The 16,201-nt window shown below is 64.5% G+C and carries 15 protein-coding genes and 1 pseudogene; 14 read left to right on the top strand and 2 right to left on the bottom strand.

The features are described from left to right. The first annotated feature begins 77 nt into the window (after positions 1–77). From NTD82_RS18805 to NTD82_RS18745, 14 genes and pseudogenes are all read left to right on the top strand, one after another. Positions 78–965 (top strand): LysR family transcriptional regulator, encoded by an 888-nt coding sequence (locus NTD82_RS18805; RefSeq protein WP_262129766.1) that lies wholly within the window; start codon positions 78–80, stop codon positions 963–965. A gap of 94 nt (positions 966–1,059) precedes the next feature. After that, a complete protein-coding gene (gene fdhD / locus NTD82_RS18800) occupies positions 1,060–1,896 on the top strand; it encodes a formate dehydrogenase accessory sulfurtransferase FdhD (RefSeq protein WP_262129765.1) in 837 nt (278 codons plus the stop codon). Next, complete coding sequence (locus tag NTD82_RS18795) at positions 1,893–4,229, top strand: FdhF/YdeP family oxidoreductase (RefSeq protein WP_262129764.1); 2,337 nt, start codon at positions 1,893–1,895, stop codon at positions 4,227–4,229. The genes fdhD and NTD82_RS18795 overlap by 4 nt, the downstream gene beginning before the upstream one ends. 227 nt (positions 4,230–4,456) lie before the next feature. Next, complete coding sequence (locus NTD82_RS18790) at positions 4,457–4,930, top strand: YMGG-like glycine zipper-containing protein (protein WP_095159489.1); 474 nt, start codon at positions 4,457–4,459, stop codon at positions 4,928–4,930. Between the two features lie 335 nt (positions 4,931–5,265). After that, positions 5,266–6,351 carry a methyl-accepting chemotaxis protein gene (locus NTD82_RS18785; protein ID WP_095159488.1) on the top strand — a complete coding sequence of 362 codons (1,086 nt, stop codon included), beginning with the start codon at positions 5,266–5,268 and terminating at the stop codon, positions 6,349–6,351. A 17-nt stretch (positions 6,352–6,368) separates the two neighbouring features. Then, positions 6,369–6,734 (top strand): response regulator, encoded by a 366-nt coding sequence (locus tag NTD82_RS18780; RefSeq protein WP_095159487.1) that lies wholly within the window; start codon positions 6,369–6,371, stop codon positions 6,732–6,734. Beyond that, the gene (locus NTD82_RS18775; protein WP_262129763.1) at positions 6,734–7,042 is read left to right on the top strand and encodes an STAS domain-containing protein; all 309 of its coding nucleotides are present in this window, start codon (positions 6,734–6,736) and stop codon (positions 7,040–7,042) included. Before NTD82_RS18780 ends, NTD82_RS18775 begins: the two co-directional genes overlap by 1 nt. Before the next feature lie 3 nt (positions 7,043–7,045). Then, complete coding sequence (locus tag NTD82_RS18770) at positions 7,046–9,091, top strand: chemotaxis protein CheA (RefSeq protein WP_262129762.1); 2,046 nt, start codon at positions 7,046–7,048, stop codon at positions 9,089–9,091. Further along, a pseudogene (locus NTD82_RS29415) lies at positions 9,082–9,621 on the top strand (MCP four helix bundle domain-containing protein); the annotation flags it as partial. The gene NTD82_RS18770 and the pseudogene NTD82_RS29415, both read left to right, overlap by 10 nt. Positions 9,622–9,633: 12 nt before the next feature. Next, positions 9,634–10,704, top strand: a complete 1,071-nt coding sequence (locus NTD82_RS18765) for a methyl-accepting chemotaxis protein (RefSeq protein WP_410017069.1) — start codon at positions 9,634–9,636, stop codon at positions 10,702–10,704. A gap of 11 nt (positions 10,705–10,715) precedes the next feature. Beyond that, entirely contained in the window at positions 10,716–11,219 is a 504-nt protein-coding gene (locus tag NTD82_RS18760; protein WP_095159483.1) for a chemotaxis protein CheW, read from the top strand. Between the two features lies 1 nt (position 11,220). Next, positions 11,221–12,033 carry a CheR family methyltransferase gene (locus tag NTD82_RS18755; protein ID WP_095159482.1) on the top strand — a complete coding sequence of 271 codons (813 nt, stop codon included), beginning with the start codon at positions 11,221–11,223 and terminating at the stop codon, positions 12,031–12,033. After that, on the top strand, positions 12,030–13,097 hold the full coding sequence (locus NTD82_RS18750; RefSeq protein ID WP_095159481.1) for a chemotaxis response regulator protein-glutamate methylesterase: 1,068 nt from the start codon (positions 12,030–12,032) through the stop codon (positions 13,095–13,097). Before NTD82_RS18755 ends, NTD82_RS18750 begins: the two co-directional genes overlap by 4 nt. A 154-nt stretch (positions 13,098–13,251) precedes the next feature. Further along, positions 13,252–13,908, top strand: coding sequence for a response regulator (locus NTD82_RS18745; protein ID WP_095159480.1), 657 nt, complete (start codon positions 13,252–13,254; stop codon positions 13,906–13,908). Between the two features lie 12 nt (positions 13,909–13,920). Here NTD82_RS18745 and NTD82_RS18740 read toward each other — a convergent pair whose 3' ends face one another. Together NTD82_RS18740 and NTD82_RS18735 are read right to left on the bottom strand one after the other, a co-directional pair. Further along, positions 13,921–14,346 (bottom strand): acyl-CoA thioesterase, encoded by a 426-nt coding sequence (locus tag NTD82_RS18740; RefSeq protein WP_095159479.1) that lies wholly within the window; start codon positions 14,344–14,346, stop codon positions 13,921–13,923. Between the two features lie 207 nt (positions 14,347–14,553). Further along, positions 14,554–16,095, bottom strand: coding sequence for a phosphoenolpyruvate carboxykinase (locus NTD82_RS18735; RefSeq protein ID WP_095159478.1), 1,542 nt, complete (start codon positions 16,093–16,095; stop codon positions 14,554–14,556). Positions 16,096–16,201: the final 106 nt, after the last annotated feature.

Genomic DNA, 16,201 nt, shown 5'->3' with positions numbered 1-16,201 from the left:
ACTCTCCTAGTGATGAATCTCGGAGCAGGGAGTCTAGGTCAGGTTAGAATGCTTCGCCCGCCAACCCCGAGACGACGATGGACATCAAACAGCTCAAGTTCCTCATCGCCCTGGATGAAACCCGTCATTTCGGCCAGGCCGCCGCGCTTTGCCACGTGACCCAGCCGACCCTCTCGATGCGCCTGCGCAACCTCGAGCGCGAGCTGGGGCTGGAGCTGGTCAATCGCGGCCAGCGCTTCGAAGGCTTCACCGCCCAGGGCGAGCGGATCCTGGCGTGGGCACGCTCGGTTCTCGCCGCCTACGACGGGCTGCAGGCCGAGGCCGCCGCCTGTCGCGGGCATCTCGCCGGCACGCTGCGGCTGGGGATGGTGCCGCTGTCGAGCTTCGACCCACTGCCGCTGTTGCAGCGCCTGCACCGCCAACACCCGGACCTGAGTTTCGAACTCAGTGCCCTCAGTTCCGAACAGATCCTCGAACAGCTCACCAGCAATCGCCTCGACCTGGGTCTGTCCTACCTGGAAAAACTCGACCACGACCGCTTCGAAGCGCTGCCACTGGGTGAGTCGCGCATGGGCCTGCTGTACGACCCGGCGCACTTCCGTTTCGACGATCAGCCGCTGCACTGGGAAGCGTTGGCCGAGCTGCCGCTGGGCCTGCTCACTGCGGGCATGCACTTTCGCCAGTCGGTGGACCACAACTTCCACAGCCGCGGCCTGAACCCGCGTCTACTGTTGCAGACCGATGCCGTCCATCAGTTGATCCAGGCCGTGCACGGAGGCCTGTGTTGCGCGGTGATGCCGTTGGGCACCGGACTGGAAGCGGTCACCGGCAAACTGCGCCTGCACCCCATCGAAGCGGCCTGCACCCTGGCCCCGCTGGGCCTGATCATGCGCCGCACGGCGCCGCGCTCGGCACTGGCCGAAGCCTGCATGGCCGAATACCGTAAATTGCTCGAAGAGCCATGATCGACGGCCTCTATGGAGGCATCAGCAGAAGCGATTAGACGATACCCGAGCGTGGGCCTAGGCTTAAGACTGATTAGCCTGCGGGTATCTAATAATGAGCAGCAAACCCCCGGCCTGTGCGGCTTCCACGCTTCTGGACGCCCCAGCCGCCAGCGTGCGTTACGACTACAGCGAGCTCGAAGACCACCTTCCCGCCAGCGCCGACCTCGCCGAAGAGGTAGCCCTGGCCATCGCCTTCAACGGCATCAGCCAGGCGGTCATGCTGGTAAGCCCTACCGATCTGGAAGACTTCGTCGTCGGCTTCAGCATCGGCAGCGGTATCGTCGAGCACATCGACGATATCTATGACGTGAAACTCGCCGGCAGCGGCTCAGCCCTGCACGCGCAGGTGGAAATCGCCAGCCGCGCCTTCTGGAACCTCAAGACCCAACGCCGACAGATGGCCGGCACCAGCGGCTGCGGCCTGTGCGGCGTGGAAGCCGTGGAACAGGCGCTGCCCGACCTCAAGGCCTTGCCCGGCGCGCCATTGCCGCCCGCCGAGTGGCTGGGCGGGCTGCGCCAGCGCATCAACACGTTCCAGCCGCTGGGCCAGCACTGCGGCGCGGTACATGCCGCGCTGTTCATGGATGCCCACGGTGAATTACTGATGGGCCGCGAAGACATCGGCCGACACAACGCCCTCGACAAGCTGATCGGCGCCCTGCTGCGCCAGCGCATCGACACCACCGGCGGCCTCGCCGTGGTCACCAGCCGCTGCAGCCTGGAACTGATCCAGAAAGTCCTGCGCGCCGGCATCCAGACCCTGGTCAGCCTGTCCTCGCCCACCGGCCTGGCGCTGCAATGGGCCCGCCGGCACAACCTGAACCTCATCCACCTGCCACAACACAGTGCGCCGAGGGTCTACAGCCCTGCACGGGAGAATCGATCGTGAGCCTGCATCATCAAGCCGACCAGAAACCCGTCCCGCGCTACAAACCCTACAACGGCGCCGCCGGTGGCTGGGGTGCGCTGCGCAGTGTGGCGCAGGCCTGGATCGGCAGCGACAACGCGCTGAAGAACATCCGCGCCCTGCTCAAGACCAACCAGAACGGCGGCTTTGACTGCCCCGGCTGCGCCTGGGGCGACTCGCCGGAAAGCGGCATGGTCAAGTTCTGCGAGAACGGCGCCAAGGCGGTGAACTGGGAGGCGACCAAGCGCCGCGTCGACAAGTCGTTCTTCGCCCGCCACAGCATCAGCTCGCTGCTGAGCCAGAGCGACTACTGGCTCGAATACCAGGGCCGACTGACCGAGCCGATGGCCTATGACCCGGCCAGCGACCGCTACAAACCGATTTCCTGGGATGAGGCCTTCGCCGTCATCGCCCGTCACCTCAACGCGCTGGAAAGCCCCGACCAGGCCGAGTTCTACACCTCGGGCCGGGCCAGCAACGAAGCGGCCTACCTGTACCAGTTGTTTGTCCGTGCCTTTGGCACCAACAACTTCCCGGACTGCTCGAACATGTGCCACGAAGCCAGCGGCGTGGCCCTGGGCCAGAGCGTCGGCGTCGGCAAGGGCACCGTGACCTTCGACGACTTCGAACACGCCGACGCGCTGTTCGTCTGGGGCCAGAACCCCGGCACCAACCACCCACGGATGCTCGAACCGCTGCGCGAAGCGGTGAAACGCGGCGCCCAGGTGGTCTGCGTCAACCCACTCAAAGAGCGCGGCCTGGAACGCTTCCAGCACCCGCAGCACCCGATCGAAATGCTCACCAATGGCGACCGCCCGACCAACACCGCCTACTTCCGCCCGGCGCTGGGCGGCGACATGGCGATGATGCGCGGCATGGCCAAGTTCCTTCTGCAGTGGGAACGCGAAGCCCAGGCCAACGGCGCCGAGCCGGTGTTCGACCACGCGTTCATTGCCGAGCACACCGCCACCGTGGACGACTACCTGGCGGCGGTGGACGCCACCTCGTGGGAACAGATCGTGTCGCAGTCAGGGCTGCCCCTGGCCGATATCGAACAAGCCGCGCGCATGTACGCACGGGCCAAAAAGGTCATCATGTGCTGGGCCATGGGCATCACCCAGCACCGCCATTCGGTGGCGACCATCCAGGAAATCGCCAACCTCATGCTGCTGCGCGGCAACCTCGGCCAGCCGGGCGCCGGCCTGTGCCCGGTGCGCGGTCACAGCAACGTGCAGGGCGACCGCACCATGGGCATCAACGAGCGCCCGCCGGTGACTTTGCTGGACTCGCTGGAGCGTCATTTCGGCTTCAAGGTGCCGCGCCACAACGGCCACAACACCGTCGAAGCCATCCACGCCATGCTCGAAGGCAAGGCCAGGGTCTTCATCGGTCTGGGCGGCAACTTCGCCCAGGCCACACCGGACACCGAGCGCACCGCCCAGGCCCTGCGCAACTGCGACCTGACCGTGCAGATCAGCACCAAGCTCAACCGCAGCCACCTGATTCACGGCAAGGAAGCGCTGATCCTGCCGTGCCTCGGCCGTACCGACATCGACCAGCAGGGCGAAGGCCCGCAGGCGGTGACCGTGGAAGACTCGTTCAGCATGGTCCACGCCTCCAACGGCCAGTTGCAGCCGCTGTCGCGGCAGATGCGCTCGGAGCCGGCGGTGGTCGCCGGGATCGCCGCAGCGACCCTGGGCAGCCATCCGGTGGACTGGAACTGGCTGATCGCCGACTACGGGCGCATCCGCGACCTGATCGCCCAGACCATTCCCGGTTTCGACCAGTTCAACGAACGCCTGCTCAACCCCGGTGGTTTCTACCTGGGCAACAGCGCCGGGCAGCGCATCTGGAAGACCGCCACCGGCAAGGCCAACTTCAAGGCCAATCGCCTGCCCGACGACCTGCTGCACGAAGGCGTGCGCGCCACTGGCCAGGTGCCGGACCTGATCATGCAATCGATGCGCTCCCACGATCAGTACAACACCACTATCTACGGCCTCGATGACCGCTACCGTGGGGTCAGGGGCCAGCGTGACGTGCTGTTCGCCAACGAAGCCGACATCATTCGCCTGGGCTTCAACCCGGGCGACAAGGCCGATATCGTCTCGCTGTGGGGCGATGGGCTGGAGCGTCGGGTCAAGCGTTTCACCCTGCTGGCGTTCGACATCCCGGCGGGTCAGGCAGCGGCGTACTACCCGGAAGTGAACCCGCTGGTGCCGCTGGAAAGCGTAGGGGATGGGAGCCATACGCCGACGTCGAAGTTTGTGGCGATTCAGTTGCAGCGGGCGACGCCTGAGGCGCGGATCCTATAAGCACGTACATTCCTTCCGGGCGCTTTCCTGCGCCGACAAAAAAAGGCCCTGACATCACTGTCAGGGCCCCGTTCAAGTAGCGTATGACCCACCAAAACACGATAAGTTTCACCCAGAAAACAACAACTTAGAAATATGTGTTGCAGTCGTGTTACTCGTCGGATTTACGTTGTCAGCCACACCTCAAGGAACGCAGGATCGCCGCGTCATCCCTTTGAGGCTCTCGTATGAAGTACTCCTCGATTCTCGTGTTGTCCCTCAGCCTGCTCAGTGGCGTTGCCAGTGCAGGCGGCACCACCGAAGCCGGTATTGGCGGCGCATTGGGTGGGGTATTGGGCTCGGTGGTCGGTCAGTCGCTCGGTGGCAGCACCGGCTCGGCGATCGGCGCAGGCCTCGGTGGCGCGGCCGGTAGTGCCGTCGGCGCCGACAAGCGCAGCCGTGGCGAAGCCGCCATCGGTGGTGCCCTGGGCGCAGCAGGCGGCAACGTGGTGGGCCGCAGCATGGGCGGCAACACCGGCAGCCTGATCGGCGCCGCAGCAGGCGGTGGCGCAGGCGGTGCGCTGGGCAACTACATGGGTAACAAGGCCGATGAAGACGACCGTCGCTACAACGACCGCGGCCGTGGCTACGATCGCCGCTATGTGCATGACCGCGGTCATCACTACGGCCATCGCAAGCACAAGCGCAACTGGCGCCATTGATTGATGCCTGCGTATTCCGCCTCCCCCGGGGGCGGGATACGGAAAGCCCCCACAGTCCTTGCACCATTGGCTTATCAAGCCAAACGCCATCACACTTTTGGCTTACGCCATACACCTACGTTTCCTACCCTCTCCTAAGCCACGCCGGAATCTGCCGCTGCGCGGGCCCTAAAGCGTTTCAGCCAAAAATCCTGTCCACGCGGTCAGCGCGTACCCCACCTGTTTTTCCAAGGCACGCTCGTGACTGACCAGTCGGATTAAGGGGCGTCCCGATTTTGACGTCAAATGACTACCGCTACCATGCGAAGCCTTCAAAAGGACAGTAGGCGTAAGGGATGCGGATGTACTTGGGAATCGGGATAGGAATCGCCCTCTGCGCCGGTGGCATGTTCTTCGGCCAGCCCTGGGCGAACATCGCCGGGCTACTGCTGATCGCCCTGGCCGCCACGCTCTGGGGACCGCGCAAGATCGTCTCGCCAACCCCGTCCCACCTTGAACACCACCTCCCCCTCGAACAACCACCGCATCCGCTGGAGCAACTGCTGCCGGTGGTGATGCCGTCCTGGACCGACAGCCTGCAACAGAGCCGCCGCCTCCTTTCGGACAACATCGGCGGGCTGCTCGGACGCTTCACCGACATCAGCCAGCGCCTGCAGGCCAGCCTCGACCAGAGCGAAGACGTGCTGACCAGCGGCGGCCTCGGCGAGAACCTGCGCGACGCCAACCAGCGCCTGCAAGGGGTGACCGAAGCCTTCGCCGCCGGCAGCCGCCGCCAGCAGGAATTCCTCGCCACCATCGGCCACCTCGGCAGCTACACCGGCGAATTGCAGCAGATGGCCCGCCACGTCCAGGAAATCGCCAGCCAGACCAACCTGCTGGCGCTCAACGCCGCCATCGAGGCTGCCCGCGCCGGCGAGTTCGGTCGCGGCTTCGCGGTGGTTGCCGACGAGGTGCGCAAGCTGTCCCGGCTGTCCGCTGAGACCGGCCGTTCGATGGACAGCAAGGTCGGCGAGATCAACCAGGCGATCCAGTCCAGCATCGAAGCTGCCAACGAACTCAGTACCGAAGAACAGCAAAACCTGGCCCGCCTTGAACAGGTGCTGAGCGAAGTCATCAACGGCCTGGGCGACAACCTCGACGCCCTCGATGCCGCCTCGCGCAACCTGCAAGGCAACGCCCGTTCGACCCAGGACGACATCCACGCCGTGATGGTCGCCCTACAGTTCCAGGACCGCGCCGACCAGATGCTCGACCACCTCCAGACCGATTTGCTGCAACTGCTCGACGCCGTCGAGCGCCGCGACCAGCGCCTGCACGATGCCCAGGCGTGGCTCGCCCGCCTGCGCGAGCGCTTCACCACCAGTGAAGAACGCGCCGGCCACAGCCAGGCGGCCACTACCAGCGACGTCACCTTTTTCTAACTGCCGAGGGCCCTGACATGGCCAAGACCATCCTGATCGTCGATGACTCCGCCTCAATGCGCCAACTGGTAAAGATCAGCCTCAACGGCACCGGTCACCAGATCATCGAAGCAAGCGACGGGCGCGACGCCCTGAGCAAGCTGAACGGGCAAAAGATCAACCTGATCATCAGCGACGTGAACATGCCCAACCTCGATGGCATCGGGCTGGTCAAGGCGGTCAAGGCCAAGCCTGAATACCGCTTCACGCCGATCATGATGCTCACCACCGAAAGCGAGCAGGCCAAGAAAGCCGAGGGCCAGGCCGCAGGCGCCAAGGCCTGGATCGTCAAGCCGTTCCAGCCGCAGCAACTGCTGGCGGCCGTCGAAAAGCTGATCGGCTGATGGCTGCCCTCACGCTGCATCCGGCCAGCGACCGGGAACCCGCACGGCTGAGCATGCAGGGTGACCTGACGATCTACGAAGCGAGCGAGACGCAACAGGCACTGCTCGCCCTGCTGCCCGACGACCCCGGCCCCTGGACCCTCGACCTGAGCGGCCTGGACGACCTCGACAGCGCCGGCATCCAAGTGCTGCTGGCCTTGCAAAAGACCCTGAACCAGGGCGCGCAGGTCACCGCGCTGTCCGACAAGGCCCTCGCGCTGGTGGAGTTGCTGCGCCTCGAAGCCCTGTACCCGGCGAGCAAGGAGTGAGCGATGTTCGATAGCGATCAATGGAGCCAACTGCTCGAAGGCTTTCTCGAAGAAGCCCGCGACCTGCTCAAGGAAGCCGAGGACAACCTGCTGCGTCTGGAACAGACCAGCGATGACGCCGAGGCGATCAACGCGCTGTTCCGCGCCGTGCACACCCTCAAGGGCTCGGCGGGGATTTTTTCACTTGATCCGCTGGTGTCGCTGGCCCACCAACTGGAAAACCAGCTGATGGGCGTGCGCGACGGCCAGCGCAGCCTCAACCCGGCGCTGGTCTCGCTGATGCTCGAGTGCATGGACGAGCTCAACGGCATGGTCGAAAGCATCGACCCGCACAGCGCCACCCTCGCCCCGCACACGCCGCGCCAGGCGCAACTGTTGCTGGCGCTCGGCGGTGTCGCGTCGGAAACCGGCGAAGCGATCGCTAGCCACACGGCCGAGGCTGCGGGCGAGATCAACGAGTGGTTCCTGTCGATCCGCTTCGACAACGAGCTGCTGCGCAACGGTTTCGAGCCAAGCAGCTTCCTGCGTTACCTGGACCGGCTGGGCAAGGTCACCTCACTGCAAACCCTCGCTTGGGCCGTGCCGGACCTCCACGCGCTGGACGCCGAAGCCTGCTACCTCGGCTTCGAGGTGACCCTGATCAGCGCTGCCAGCCGCGATGAACTGGAAGATGTCTTTGCCCTGGCCGCAGACTTCTGCACCTTGCGCCTGCAAGTCCAGGAGGACGCCGACAGCCCCGCAGCGGACCCTGTTGTCACCCCGACGCAAACGTTAGCGCCCGCCCCGCAAGCGCCGGAACCGACGGTTGCGCCGGCCGCCAGCAGCGAGCCGCGCAACGGCAGCAGCCTGGTCAAGGTCGCCGCGCACAAGCTCGACGAGTTGATCAACCTGGTCGGCGAACTGGTGATCAGCACCGCCGGGGCGCAGATGCAATCGCTGCGCAGCGGCTCCACCGCCTGTATCGAGAGCGTCCAGGCGGTGCAACAGCACGTCGAGCAGATTCGCGAGCTGGCGCTGAAACTGCGCATGGTGGAAATCGGCGAGACCTTCAACCGCTTCCACCGCGTGGTGCGCGACGTCAGCCAGGCGCTGAACAAGAAGATCCAGCTCACCCTGTCCGGCAGCGAAACCGAACTGGACAAGACCCTCATCGACCGCATCGCCGACCCGCTGGTGCACTTGGTGCGCAACGCCATCGACCACGGCATCGAGCCCTCCAGCGAACGCCGCGCCGCCGGCAAGCAGGAACAGGGCAGCCTGCGCCTGAACGCCTTTCACGACTCGGGAATGATCGTGCTGGAAGTCAGCGATGACGGTCGCGGCCTGAACACCGAGCGCATCCGCGAGAAAGCCATCGCCCGCGGCATGCTCGACGCCGACGCGCAACTGAGCGATCAGGACATTCACCTGCTGATCTTCGAGCCGGGCTTTTCCACGGCCGATGCGGTGTCCAACCTGTCCGGTCGCGGGGTCGGCATGGACGTGGTGCGCAGCGCCATAGACGAACTGCGCGGGATCATCGAGATCGAGTCGCAGCCCGGCCAGGGCTGCACCTTCCGTATCCGCCTGCCGCTGACCCTGGCGATCATCGACGGCTTTCTGGTCAGCGTCGGTGGCGACCACTTCGTCATCCCGCTGGACATGGTCACCGAGTGCATGGAGGAGCGTACCGACGCCCTCGATGCCAGCGGCCACCTCAACCTGCGGGGCAAGCCACTGCCCAGCGTCGATCTTGGCCGGCACTTCGGCTTGCGCGGTGATCCGCGCGTGCGCCGCAACATCGTCGTGGTCAGCCAGGGCCGGCAGCAGGCCGGGCTGATCGTCGAGCAGTTGCTGGGCGAATTGCAGACCGTGATCAAACCCCTGGGGCAGATGTTCCAGCACCTGTCCGGCATCAGCGGCTCGACCATCCTCGGCTCCGGCCAGGTCGCGCTGATCCTCGATATTCCCAGCCTGTTCCGCCACTTGCAGCAACGCGCCGAGAGCGAACCGCGCCTCGCCACGTCACCGAGCATGCTCAGCCCCTTTGGAGAGTCACCATGCAAATGATCAGCAACATGAAAATAGGTGTGCGCCTGACCCTGGGCTTTCTGCTGGTGGTCGCGCTGACGGCGATCATCGGCTTCATCGGCATCCGCAACCTGAGCCAGGTCAACGACCTGTCCGACCGCATGTACGACGTCGATGTGGTGGGCCTGACGACCTTGCAGGAGGCCAATATCCAGTTGCTCATGGCCAACCGCGCGGTGCGCCGCAGCCTGATGTCGGCCACGGTCGAAGAGCGTGACGAGGCGGCCCGCGTCGCCCGTGAAGCGATGGACAAGACCCGCGACCTGCTGACCCGTTCGCGGCAGTACTTCCTGACCCGCGAAGGCCAGATCCAGGTCGAGGCCATCGAAGCCCCACTGCAGAAATACATCGCGGCCGCCAATCAGGTGCTGACGGTCCACCAACAATCCGGCGCCCTGCAGCCGATGACCGAGACACTGGCGCTGATGCCGGGCAACACCGAAGCGGCCAACGAAGTCGATCGCCTGCTCGGCGACGCCAGCACCGCCAAGCAGGCGCGCGCCGGCGAAGCCAATGCGGCGATCAGCGAGATCGCCGAAAACTCGCGCACCCAGATGATCATCCTGGTGGCGGTCGCCACCCTGCTCGGCATGCTGGTCGGCGTGCTGGTCACCCGCAGCATCACCCGTCCGCTGCTCGGCGCGGTACAGGCTGCCGACCGCATGGCGGCCGGCGACCTCAGCCAGGACCTGCAGATCGACCGCAAGGATGAAACCGGCCGCCTGCTCGGCGCGATGCAGAACATGACCGAGCGCCTGCGCAGCATCCTCGGCGATGTGCGCAGCTCCGCCGACGCGCTGTCGTCGGCCTCCGAGCAGGTCAGTTCGACGTCCCAGTCCCTCAGCCAGGCGGCCAACGAACAGGCCGCCAGCGTCGAACAGACCAGCGCCTCGGTGGAAGAAATGTCCGCCTCCATCGCGCAGAACACCGAAAGCGCCAAGATCACCGACGGCATTGCCGGCAAGGCCGCCAATGACGCCGTGCAAGGCGGCGGCGCGGTGGGCGACACCGTGCTGGCGATGAAACAGATCGCGGACAAGATCGGCATCATCGACGACATCGCCTACCAGACCAACCTGCTCGCCCTCAACGCCGCCATCGAAGCCGCCCGCGCCGGCGATCACGGCAAGGGCTTCGCGGTGGTCGCCGCCGAGGTGCGCAAGCTCGCCGAGCGCAGCCAGGTGGCCGCGCAGGAAATCGGACAAGTGGCCTCCAGCAGCGTGCGACTGGCCGAACAGGCCGGGCAACTGCTGGGCGAAATCGTGCCGAATATCCAGCGCACCTCCGACCTGGTCCAGGAAATCACTGCCGCGTCGCAGGAGCAGAGCAGCGCCGCCGGGCAGATCAACATCGCTATGGGCCAGATGAACCAGATCACCCAGCAGAACGCCTCGGCCTCCGAGGAACTGGCAGCCACCGCCGAGGAAATGAACGCCCAGGCCAGCCAGTTGCAGGAACTGATCGGTTATTTCCGCTTCGAACAAGGCAGTGCACCGCTGCGCGCCACGCGGGCCGGCGACAGCCTGCCAGCACCGGTGCGCTCCGGCCCCAAGGCCCTGATCGATGAAGGCCAGTTCGTCAGCTTCACTTGAGCGAGGTGCCCATGAACCAGCCACAACGAATCGAAGCGCAAGCCGACGCCATCCAGCACCTGAGCTTTCGCGTGCGCGAGGCCGGCTACGCGCTGCCCATCGATCTGGTGCGGGAAATCATCGAGTACGCCGAAGTGACCCGCGTACCGATGATGCCGAGCTACATCCACGGCGTGATCAACCTGCGCGGCAACGTGGTGCCGGTGCTGGACCTGGCTGCGCGTTTCGGCCTGAGCCTGACCGAGCCCGGCAACCGCACCTGCATCGTGATCATCGAACTGGCGCTGGACGCCGGCCTGCAACGCATCGGCCTGGTGGTCGACGAGGTGGACGAAGTGCTGGAGATCGACCCGCGGCAGATCATGCCGCCACCGGCCTTCGGCACCGCGATCCGCTCGGACTTCATCGCCGGCATGGCGCAGCACGCCCAGGAGTTCCTGATCATCCTGAACATGCTGCAAGTGCTGTCGCTGGATGACATCCGTCACCTCAGCCAGGCATCGAAGGTCCACTGACATGTCCGCCATGCCTTCGCTGCCGGTACTCGGCGAGCAGAACTTCCGCCAGTTGCAGCAATTGATGCAGGACGCATCGGGCATCCACCTGTCCAGCAACAAACGCTCACTGGTGGCCGGGCGCCTGTTGAAGCGCCTGCGCCACTTCGACCTCGACAGCTACGACGACTACCTGAACCGCCTGACGCACCCGCAATACGCCAGAGAGCGGCGCCTGGTGGTCGATCTGCTGACCACCAACGAGACCTACTTCTTCCGCGAGTTCGCCCACTTCGAATTCCTCGGCCAGTGGCTCAAGGGGCGCGGTGGTCCGCTGCGCCTGTGGAGCGCCGCTTGCTCGTCGGGCGAGGAGCCTTACAGCCTGGCCATGACCGCCGCCGAACATACCCGCGGCAACGAGTGGTCGATCCTCGCCAGCGACCTCAGCCTGAGCATGCTCGGCCTCGCCGAACAGGGCATCTACGACATGGCCCAGGCGCGCTACTTTCCTGACGGCTGGCTGCACCGCCACTGCCTCTGCGGCGTGGAGGACATGGAGGGCCGCATGCGCGTGCAAGGGTGGCTGCGGGCCAAGGTGCAACTGCGCGAGATCAACGTGGTGCAGCCGCTGCCGGAATCGATCGGCCAGTTCGACGTGATCTTCCTGCGCAACCTGCTGATCTATTTCGACACCGCGCAGAAGCAGCGCATCGTTCGCAGCCTCAGCGACAAACTGCGCCCGGGTGGCCTGCTGTTCATTGGCCACGCCGAAAGCATCCACGGCTTCGACCTGCCGCTGCGTCCGGTCAGGCCTTCGGTGTTCGAACGCCTATGATCGAGCGTGATAGACCGATTCGTGTATTCATCGTCGATGACTCGGCGCTGGTCCGCCAGGTGCTCAGCCAGTTCCTCGGCAATCATCCCGGCATCCAGGTGATCGGCATGGCCGCCGACCCGATCTACGCGATCAACAAGATGCGCCGCGACTGGCCCGACGTGCTGGTGCTGGACGTGGAAATGCCGCGCATGGACGGCCTGACCTTCCTGCGCCAGATCATGGCCGAGCGACCGACGCCCACCATCATTTGCTCGACCCTCACCGAAGCCGGCACCGACCTCAACCTGGAGGCGCTGGCGGCGGGTGCGGTGGGCGTGTTCACCAAGGCGAAGCTGGGTTTGCGCCAGAGCCTGGAGAATCTTGCCGGCACCCTGGTGCGCTGTATCGAGGACGCGGCGAAGACCCGGCCGGTCGCCCGGCACACGCTGCCGCCGCTGGAAAAAAAAGACCTGCCACCCAGCCCCGCGCTGCGCCAAACCACTGATCGAATCGTTACACTTGGCTGCTCGACCGGCGGCACCCAGGCGCTGGAATTCCTCTTGCGGCAATTGCCGCGCGATTGTCCGGGCCTGGTGATCGTTCAACACATGCCGGAGAAGTTCACCGCCGATTTCGCGCGCCGCCTCAACGGGCTGTGCCAGATCGAAGTGCGCGAGGCCAGGCACCTGGATCGCGTTCATTCCGGGCTGGCATTGCTGGCACCCGGAGGCCTGCATATGCAGCTCAAGCGCAGCGGTGCGCACTACCTGGTCGAAGTGCTCGACGGCCCCGCCGTCAACCGGCACAAGCCCTCGGTCGATGTCCTGTTCCGTTCCGCCGCTCGCCATGCCGGCAGCAATGCCCTGGGCATCATCATGACCGGCATGGGTGACGACGGAGCCCGTGGCCTGCTGGCCATGCGCGAACAGGGTGCCCACACCGTGGCCCAGGACGAGGCCAGTTGCGTGGTGTTCGGCATGCCCAAGGAAGCCATTCGCCTCGGCGCGGCCCAGACCATCGAGCCGCTGGATCGCCTGCCGACGCTGATCAACCAGTTCAGCGCCAGCGTTCGCAATGGCTGAGCATTTCCAGATCAGACCACCCCAACAGCCGCCTTTTTCGCGCCGCCGCTGAGCGGTGCACGACACGCAGGCATTCACCGCAAGGGAGCAACACAGCGCAGCGACGATTCGTTCCACATCAACGTCCAACCCTACGCGACACGGGCTCAAACCTATGCTTTGCCGTTTACTGATTGCCGACGACTCGCCCCTGTTCCGCGCAGGCCTGCGAGCGTTGCTCGAACAAAAACAAGAATACGCTGTGGTCGGAGAAGCAGGCGACGCGGTTACCACCCTCGAGCTGTCCGAACAGCTCAAGCCCGACATCATCCTGCTGGATATCGCCCTCGGCACGCTGACCGGCGAGGAGCTGCTGCGCGAGCTGTACCTGCGCGTGCCGGCCTGCACGGTGCTGATGTTGTCGTCGCGTTCGGAACTGGAATTCGTCATGCACTGCCTGCAACAGGGCGCCCACGGGTTCCTGCTGAAAAGCGCGACGGTGCAGGAGCTGGAGCTGGCTCTGCAGTCACTGCGTGGCGGCGGACAGTACCTGTCCTCGGCGGTGCTACCGCTGGTGATCGGTCAGGCGGTGAAACAGAACCGCCGCCGCCCCCAGGTCAGCACGGCGATGCAGCTCACCGCGCGGCAACTGGAGATCCTGCGGCTGATCGCCCGTGGCGAATCGACCCGCTCCATCGCCGACGGCCTGGGCCTGAGCGTGAAGACCGTCGAAGCGCATCGTTCGCAAATCATGCACCGGCTGCAGATTCACGACGTGCCGGGGCTGGTGTTGTTTGCCGTACGTGAAGGGATTATCCGGCTCAACGACTGAGCCCGACGGCCTTTAGTTCAGCGAGAGCAGCGCCATCTTCAGAGTGTCGGGAAAGGTCGCAGGCGTGCCTGTGGCGCGCTCGATGAACACCTGCACCACCCGGCCAAGGGCATAGAGCTGCTTGCCGGCGTAGTCGAACAGGGCCACCTCGAACTCCACCGTGCTGCCGGCGATACGCTCGGCCCGGATGCCCACCTGCAACAGATCGGTGAAGCCCGCCGAGGCGTAGAAATCGCAGGAGGAACTCACCACGAATGCCACCACCTCGCCTTCCTGCGGATCGATTTCACCGTGGGTGACGAGGTACGACTGGATCACGGTGTCGAAAAAGCTGTAGACCGCGGCGCTGGCGATCTGACCATTGATGTCCGCGTCCTGCCAGCGGGTGGAGATGAATTCAGCGTGGGGGAAATGTTCAATCTGCAACGGATCGGACACGGGTGCTCTCCATGGAGTGAAGTGCCGATGCTGAAGGATTGTGTCGCTGATGGCCAATAGAAAAGGTTGTGTCCGGGGGACCTTGGGTTTGGGCTTGGGTGCTGGGGGCTTATCGGCCCCTGTGGGAGCTCCAGCCCCGCCACTCAGGCCAAAAAAAACCCGGCTCTCGCGAGCCGGGGCTTTTTTCAACCTGCGGTGGGCAGCAACTTACAGTTGCGGACCAGCAGCCTTGATGGCATCGGAAACTTCGAATTTCTTGAAGTTCTCGATGAACAGATTGGCCAAGCCTTTCGCCGCTTCGTCGTAGGCAGCCTGGTCAGCCCAGGTGGTACGCGGGTTCAGCAGCTCGGTATCAACGCCTGGAACCGACTTCGGTACGTCCAGGTTGATGATGCCCAGGTGCTCGGTTTCAGCGCCGATCAGAGCACCGCTCTGGATGGCCGCGATCACCGCACGGGTGGTCGGGATGCTGAAACGCTTGCCGACGCCGTAGCCACCGCCGGTCCAGCCGGTGTTGACCAGGTAGACCTTGGAGCCGAAGCCCTTGATGCGCTTGATCAGCAGCTCGGCGTATTCGCCCGCCGGACGCGGGAAGAACGGTGCGCCGAAGCAGGTGGAGAAGGTCGACTTGATGCCGCCGCCCGAACCCATTTCGGTGGAACCGACCAGCGCGGTGTAGCCGGACAGGAAGTGATACGCCGCCTGCTCGTTGTTCAGGATCGACACAGGTGGCAGTACGCCGGTCAGGTCGCAGGTCAGGAAGATGACCGCATTAGGCTCGCCGCCCAGGTTCTGCTCGGAACGCTTCTCGACGTGTTCCAGCGGGTACGCGGCGCGGCTGTTCTGGGTCAGGCTGCCATCGGCGTAGTCAGCGTGCTTGGCGTCGTCCAGGACGACGTTCTCCAGGACTGCGCCGTGCTTGATGGCTTTCCAGATGACCGGCTCGTTCTTCTCGGACAGATCGATGCACTTGGCGTAGCAGCCGCCTTCGATGTTGAAGACAACGCCTTCGCCCCAACCGTGCTCGTCGTCACCGATCAGGTAACGGCTTTCGTCAGCCGACAGGGTGGTCTTGCCAGTGCCGGACAGACCGAAGAACAGGGTCACGTCGCCTTCTTCGCCGATGTTGGCGGCGCAGTGCATTGGCAGCACGTCAGCGGCCGGCAGCAGGAAGTTCTGCACCGAGAACATGGCTTTCTTCATCTCACCGGCATAGCGCATGCCAGCGATCAGGACTTTTTTCTGAGCGAAGTTGAGGATGACGCAACCATCGGAGTTGGTGCCGTCACGCTCTGGAACGCATTCGAAGTTGGCGACGTTCAGGACCTGCCACTCTTGCCGGCCAGCAGGGTTGTACTGGGCAGGATTGATGAACAGGCAACGACCGAACAGGTTCTGCCAGGCAGTCTGGGTGGTCATCTTGACGGCGAGGTAGTGATCCTCGGCAGCGCCTACGTGAACGTGGGAAACGAAGTGCTCCTGGGCGTTGTTGAACGCCTCGACGCGAGCCCACAGGGCATCGAACTTGTCGGCGGGGAACTTGCGGTTGATCGGGCCCCAGGCGATTGCGTCCTGGGTGCTCGGCTCTTCGACGATGAAACGGTCAACTGGCGAACGACCAGTGCGGTGACCGGTTTTCACGACCAGCGCGCCAGTATCGGCCAGTTCGCCTTCACCGCGTTTCAGCGCTTCTTGTACCAGCTCGTCGACACTCAGATCGGTGTACACGGCGTTATTGGCTTGCGTCATGAGATTCCCCATCCGGCCTGCGGCCGAGTGCTCCAAACGATTTGTAGTAGATTCTTACAAGCTACTACAGCGAAAAAAGTGGCCGGATTATGCCAGAAACGCCCAA

It is taken from the genome of Pseudomonas sp. 5P_5.1_Bac1 (genome assembly GCF_025466015.1).
GTDB lineage: Bacteria > Pseudomonadota > Gammaproteobacteria > Pseudomonadales > Pseudomonadaceae > Aquipseudomonas.
The sequence above is the reverse complement of the archived record's forward strand: the minus strand, read 5'-3'. Positions and strand labels throughout refer to the sequence as shown.

Bases quoted from the DNA above. Each gene is read 5' to 3' on its own strand.
- NTD82_RS18785 (WP_095159488.1), top strand. From the start codon at position 5,266: ATGCGGATGTACTTGGGAATCGGGATAGGAATCGCCCTCTGCGCCGGT.
- NTD82_RS18750 (WP_095159481.1), top strand. From the start codon at position 12,030: ATGATCGAGCGTGATAGACCGATTCGTGTATTCATCGTCGATGACTCG.
- NTD82_RS18735 (WP_095159478.1), bottom strand. From the start codon at position 16,095: ATGACGCAAGCCAATAACGCCGTGTACACCGATCTGAGTGTCGACGAG.
- NTD82_RS18780 (WP_095159487.1), top strand. From the start codon at position 6,369: ATGGCCAAGACCATCCTGATCGTCGATGACTCCGCCTCAATGCGCCAA.
- NTD82_RS18775 (WP_262129763.1), top strand. From the start codon at position 6,734: ATGGCTGCCCTCACGCTGCATCCGGCCAGCGACCGGGAACCCGCACGG.
- NTD82_RS18745 (WP_095159480.1), top strand. From the start codon at position 13,252: ATGCTTTGCCGTTTACTGATTGCCGACGACTCGCCCCTGTTCCGCGCA.
- NTD82_RS18805 (WP_262129766.1), top strand. From the start codon at position 78: ATGGACATCAAACAGCTCAAGTTCCTCATCGCCCTGGATGAAACCCGT.
- NTD82_RS18790 (WP_095159489.1), top strand. From the start codon at position 4,457: ATGAAGTACTCCTCGATTCTCGTGTTGTCCCTCAGCCTGCTCAGTGGC.
- NTD82_RS18755 (WP_095159482.1), top strand. From the start codon at position 11,221: ATGTCCGCCATGCCTTCGCTGCCGGTACTCGGCGAGCAGAACTTCCGC.
- NTD82_RS18760 (WP_095159483.1), top strand. From the start codon at position 10,716: ATGAACCAGCCACAACGAATCGAAGCGCAAGCCGACGCCATCCAGCAC.
- fdhD (WP_262129765.1), top strand. From the start codon at position 1,060: ATGAGCAGCAAACCCCCGGCCTGTGCGGCTTCCACGCTTCTGGACGCC.
- NTD82_RS18770 (WP_262129762.1), top strand. From the start codon at position 7,046: ATGTTCGATAGCGATCAATGGAGCCAACTGCTCGAAGGCTTTCTCGAA.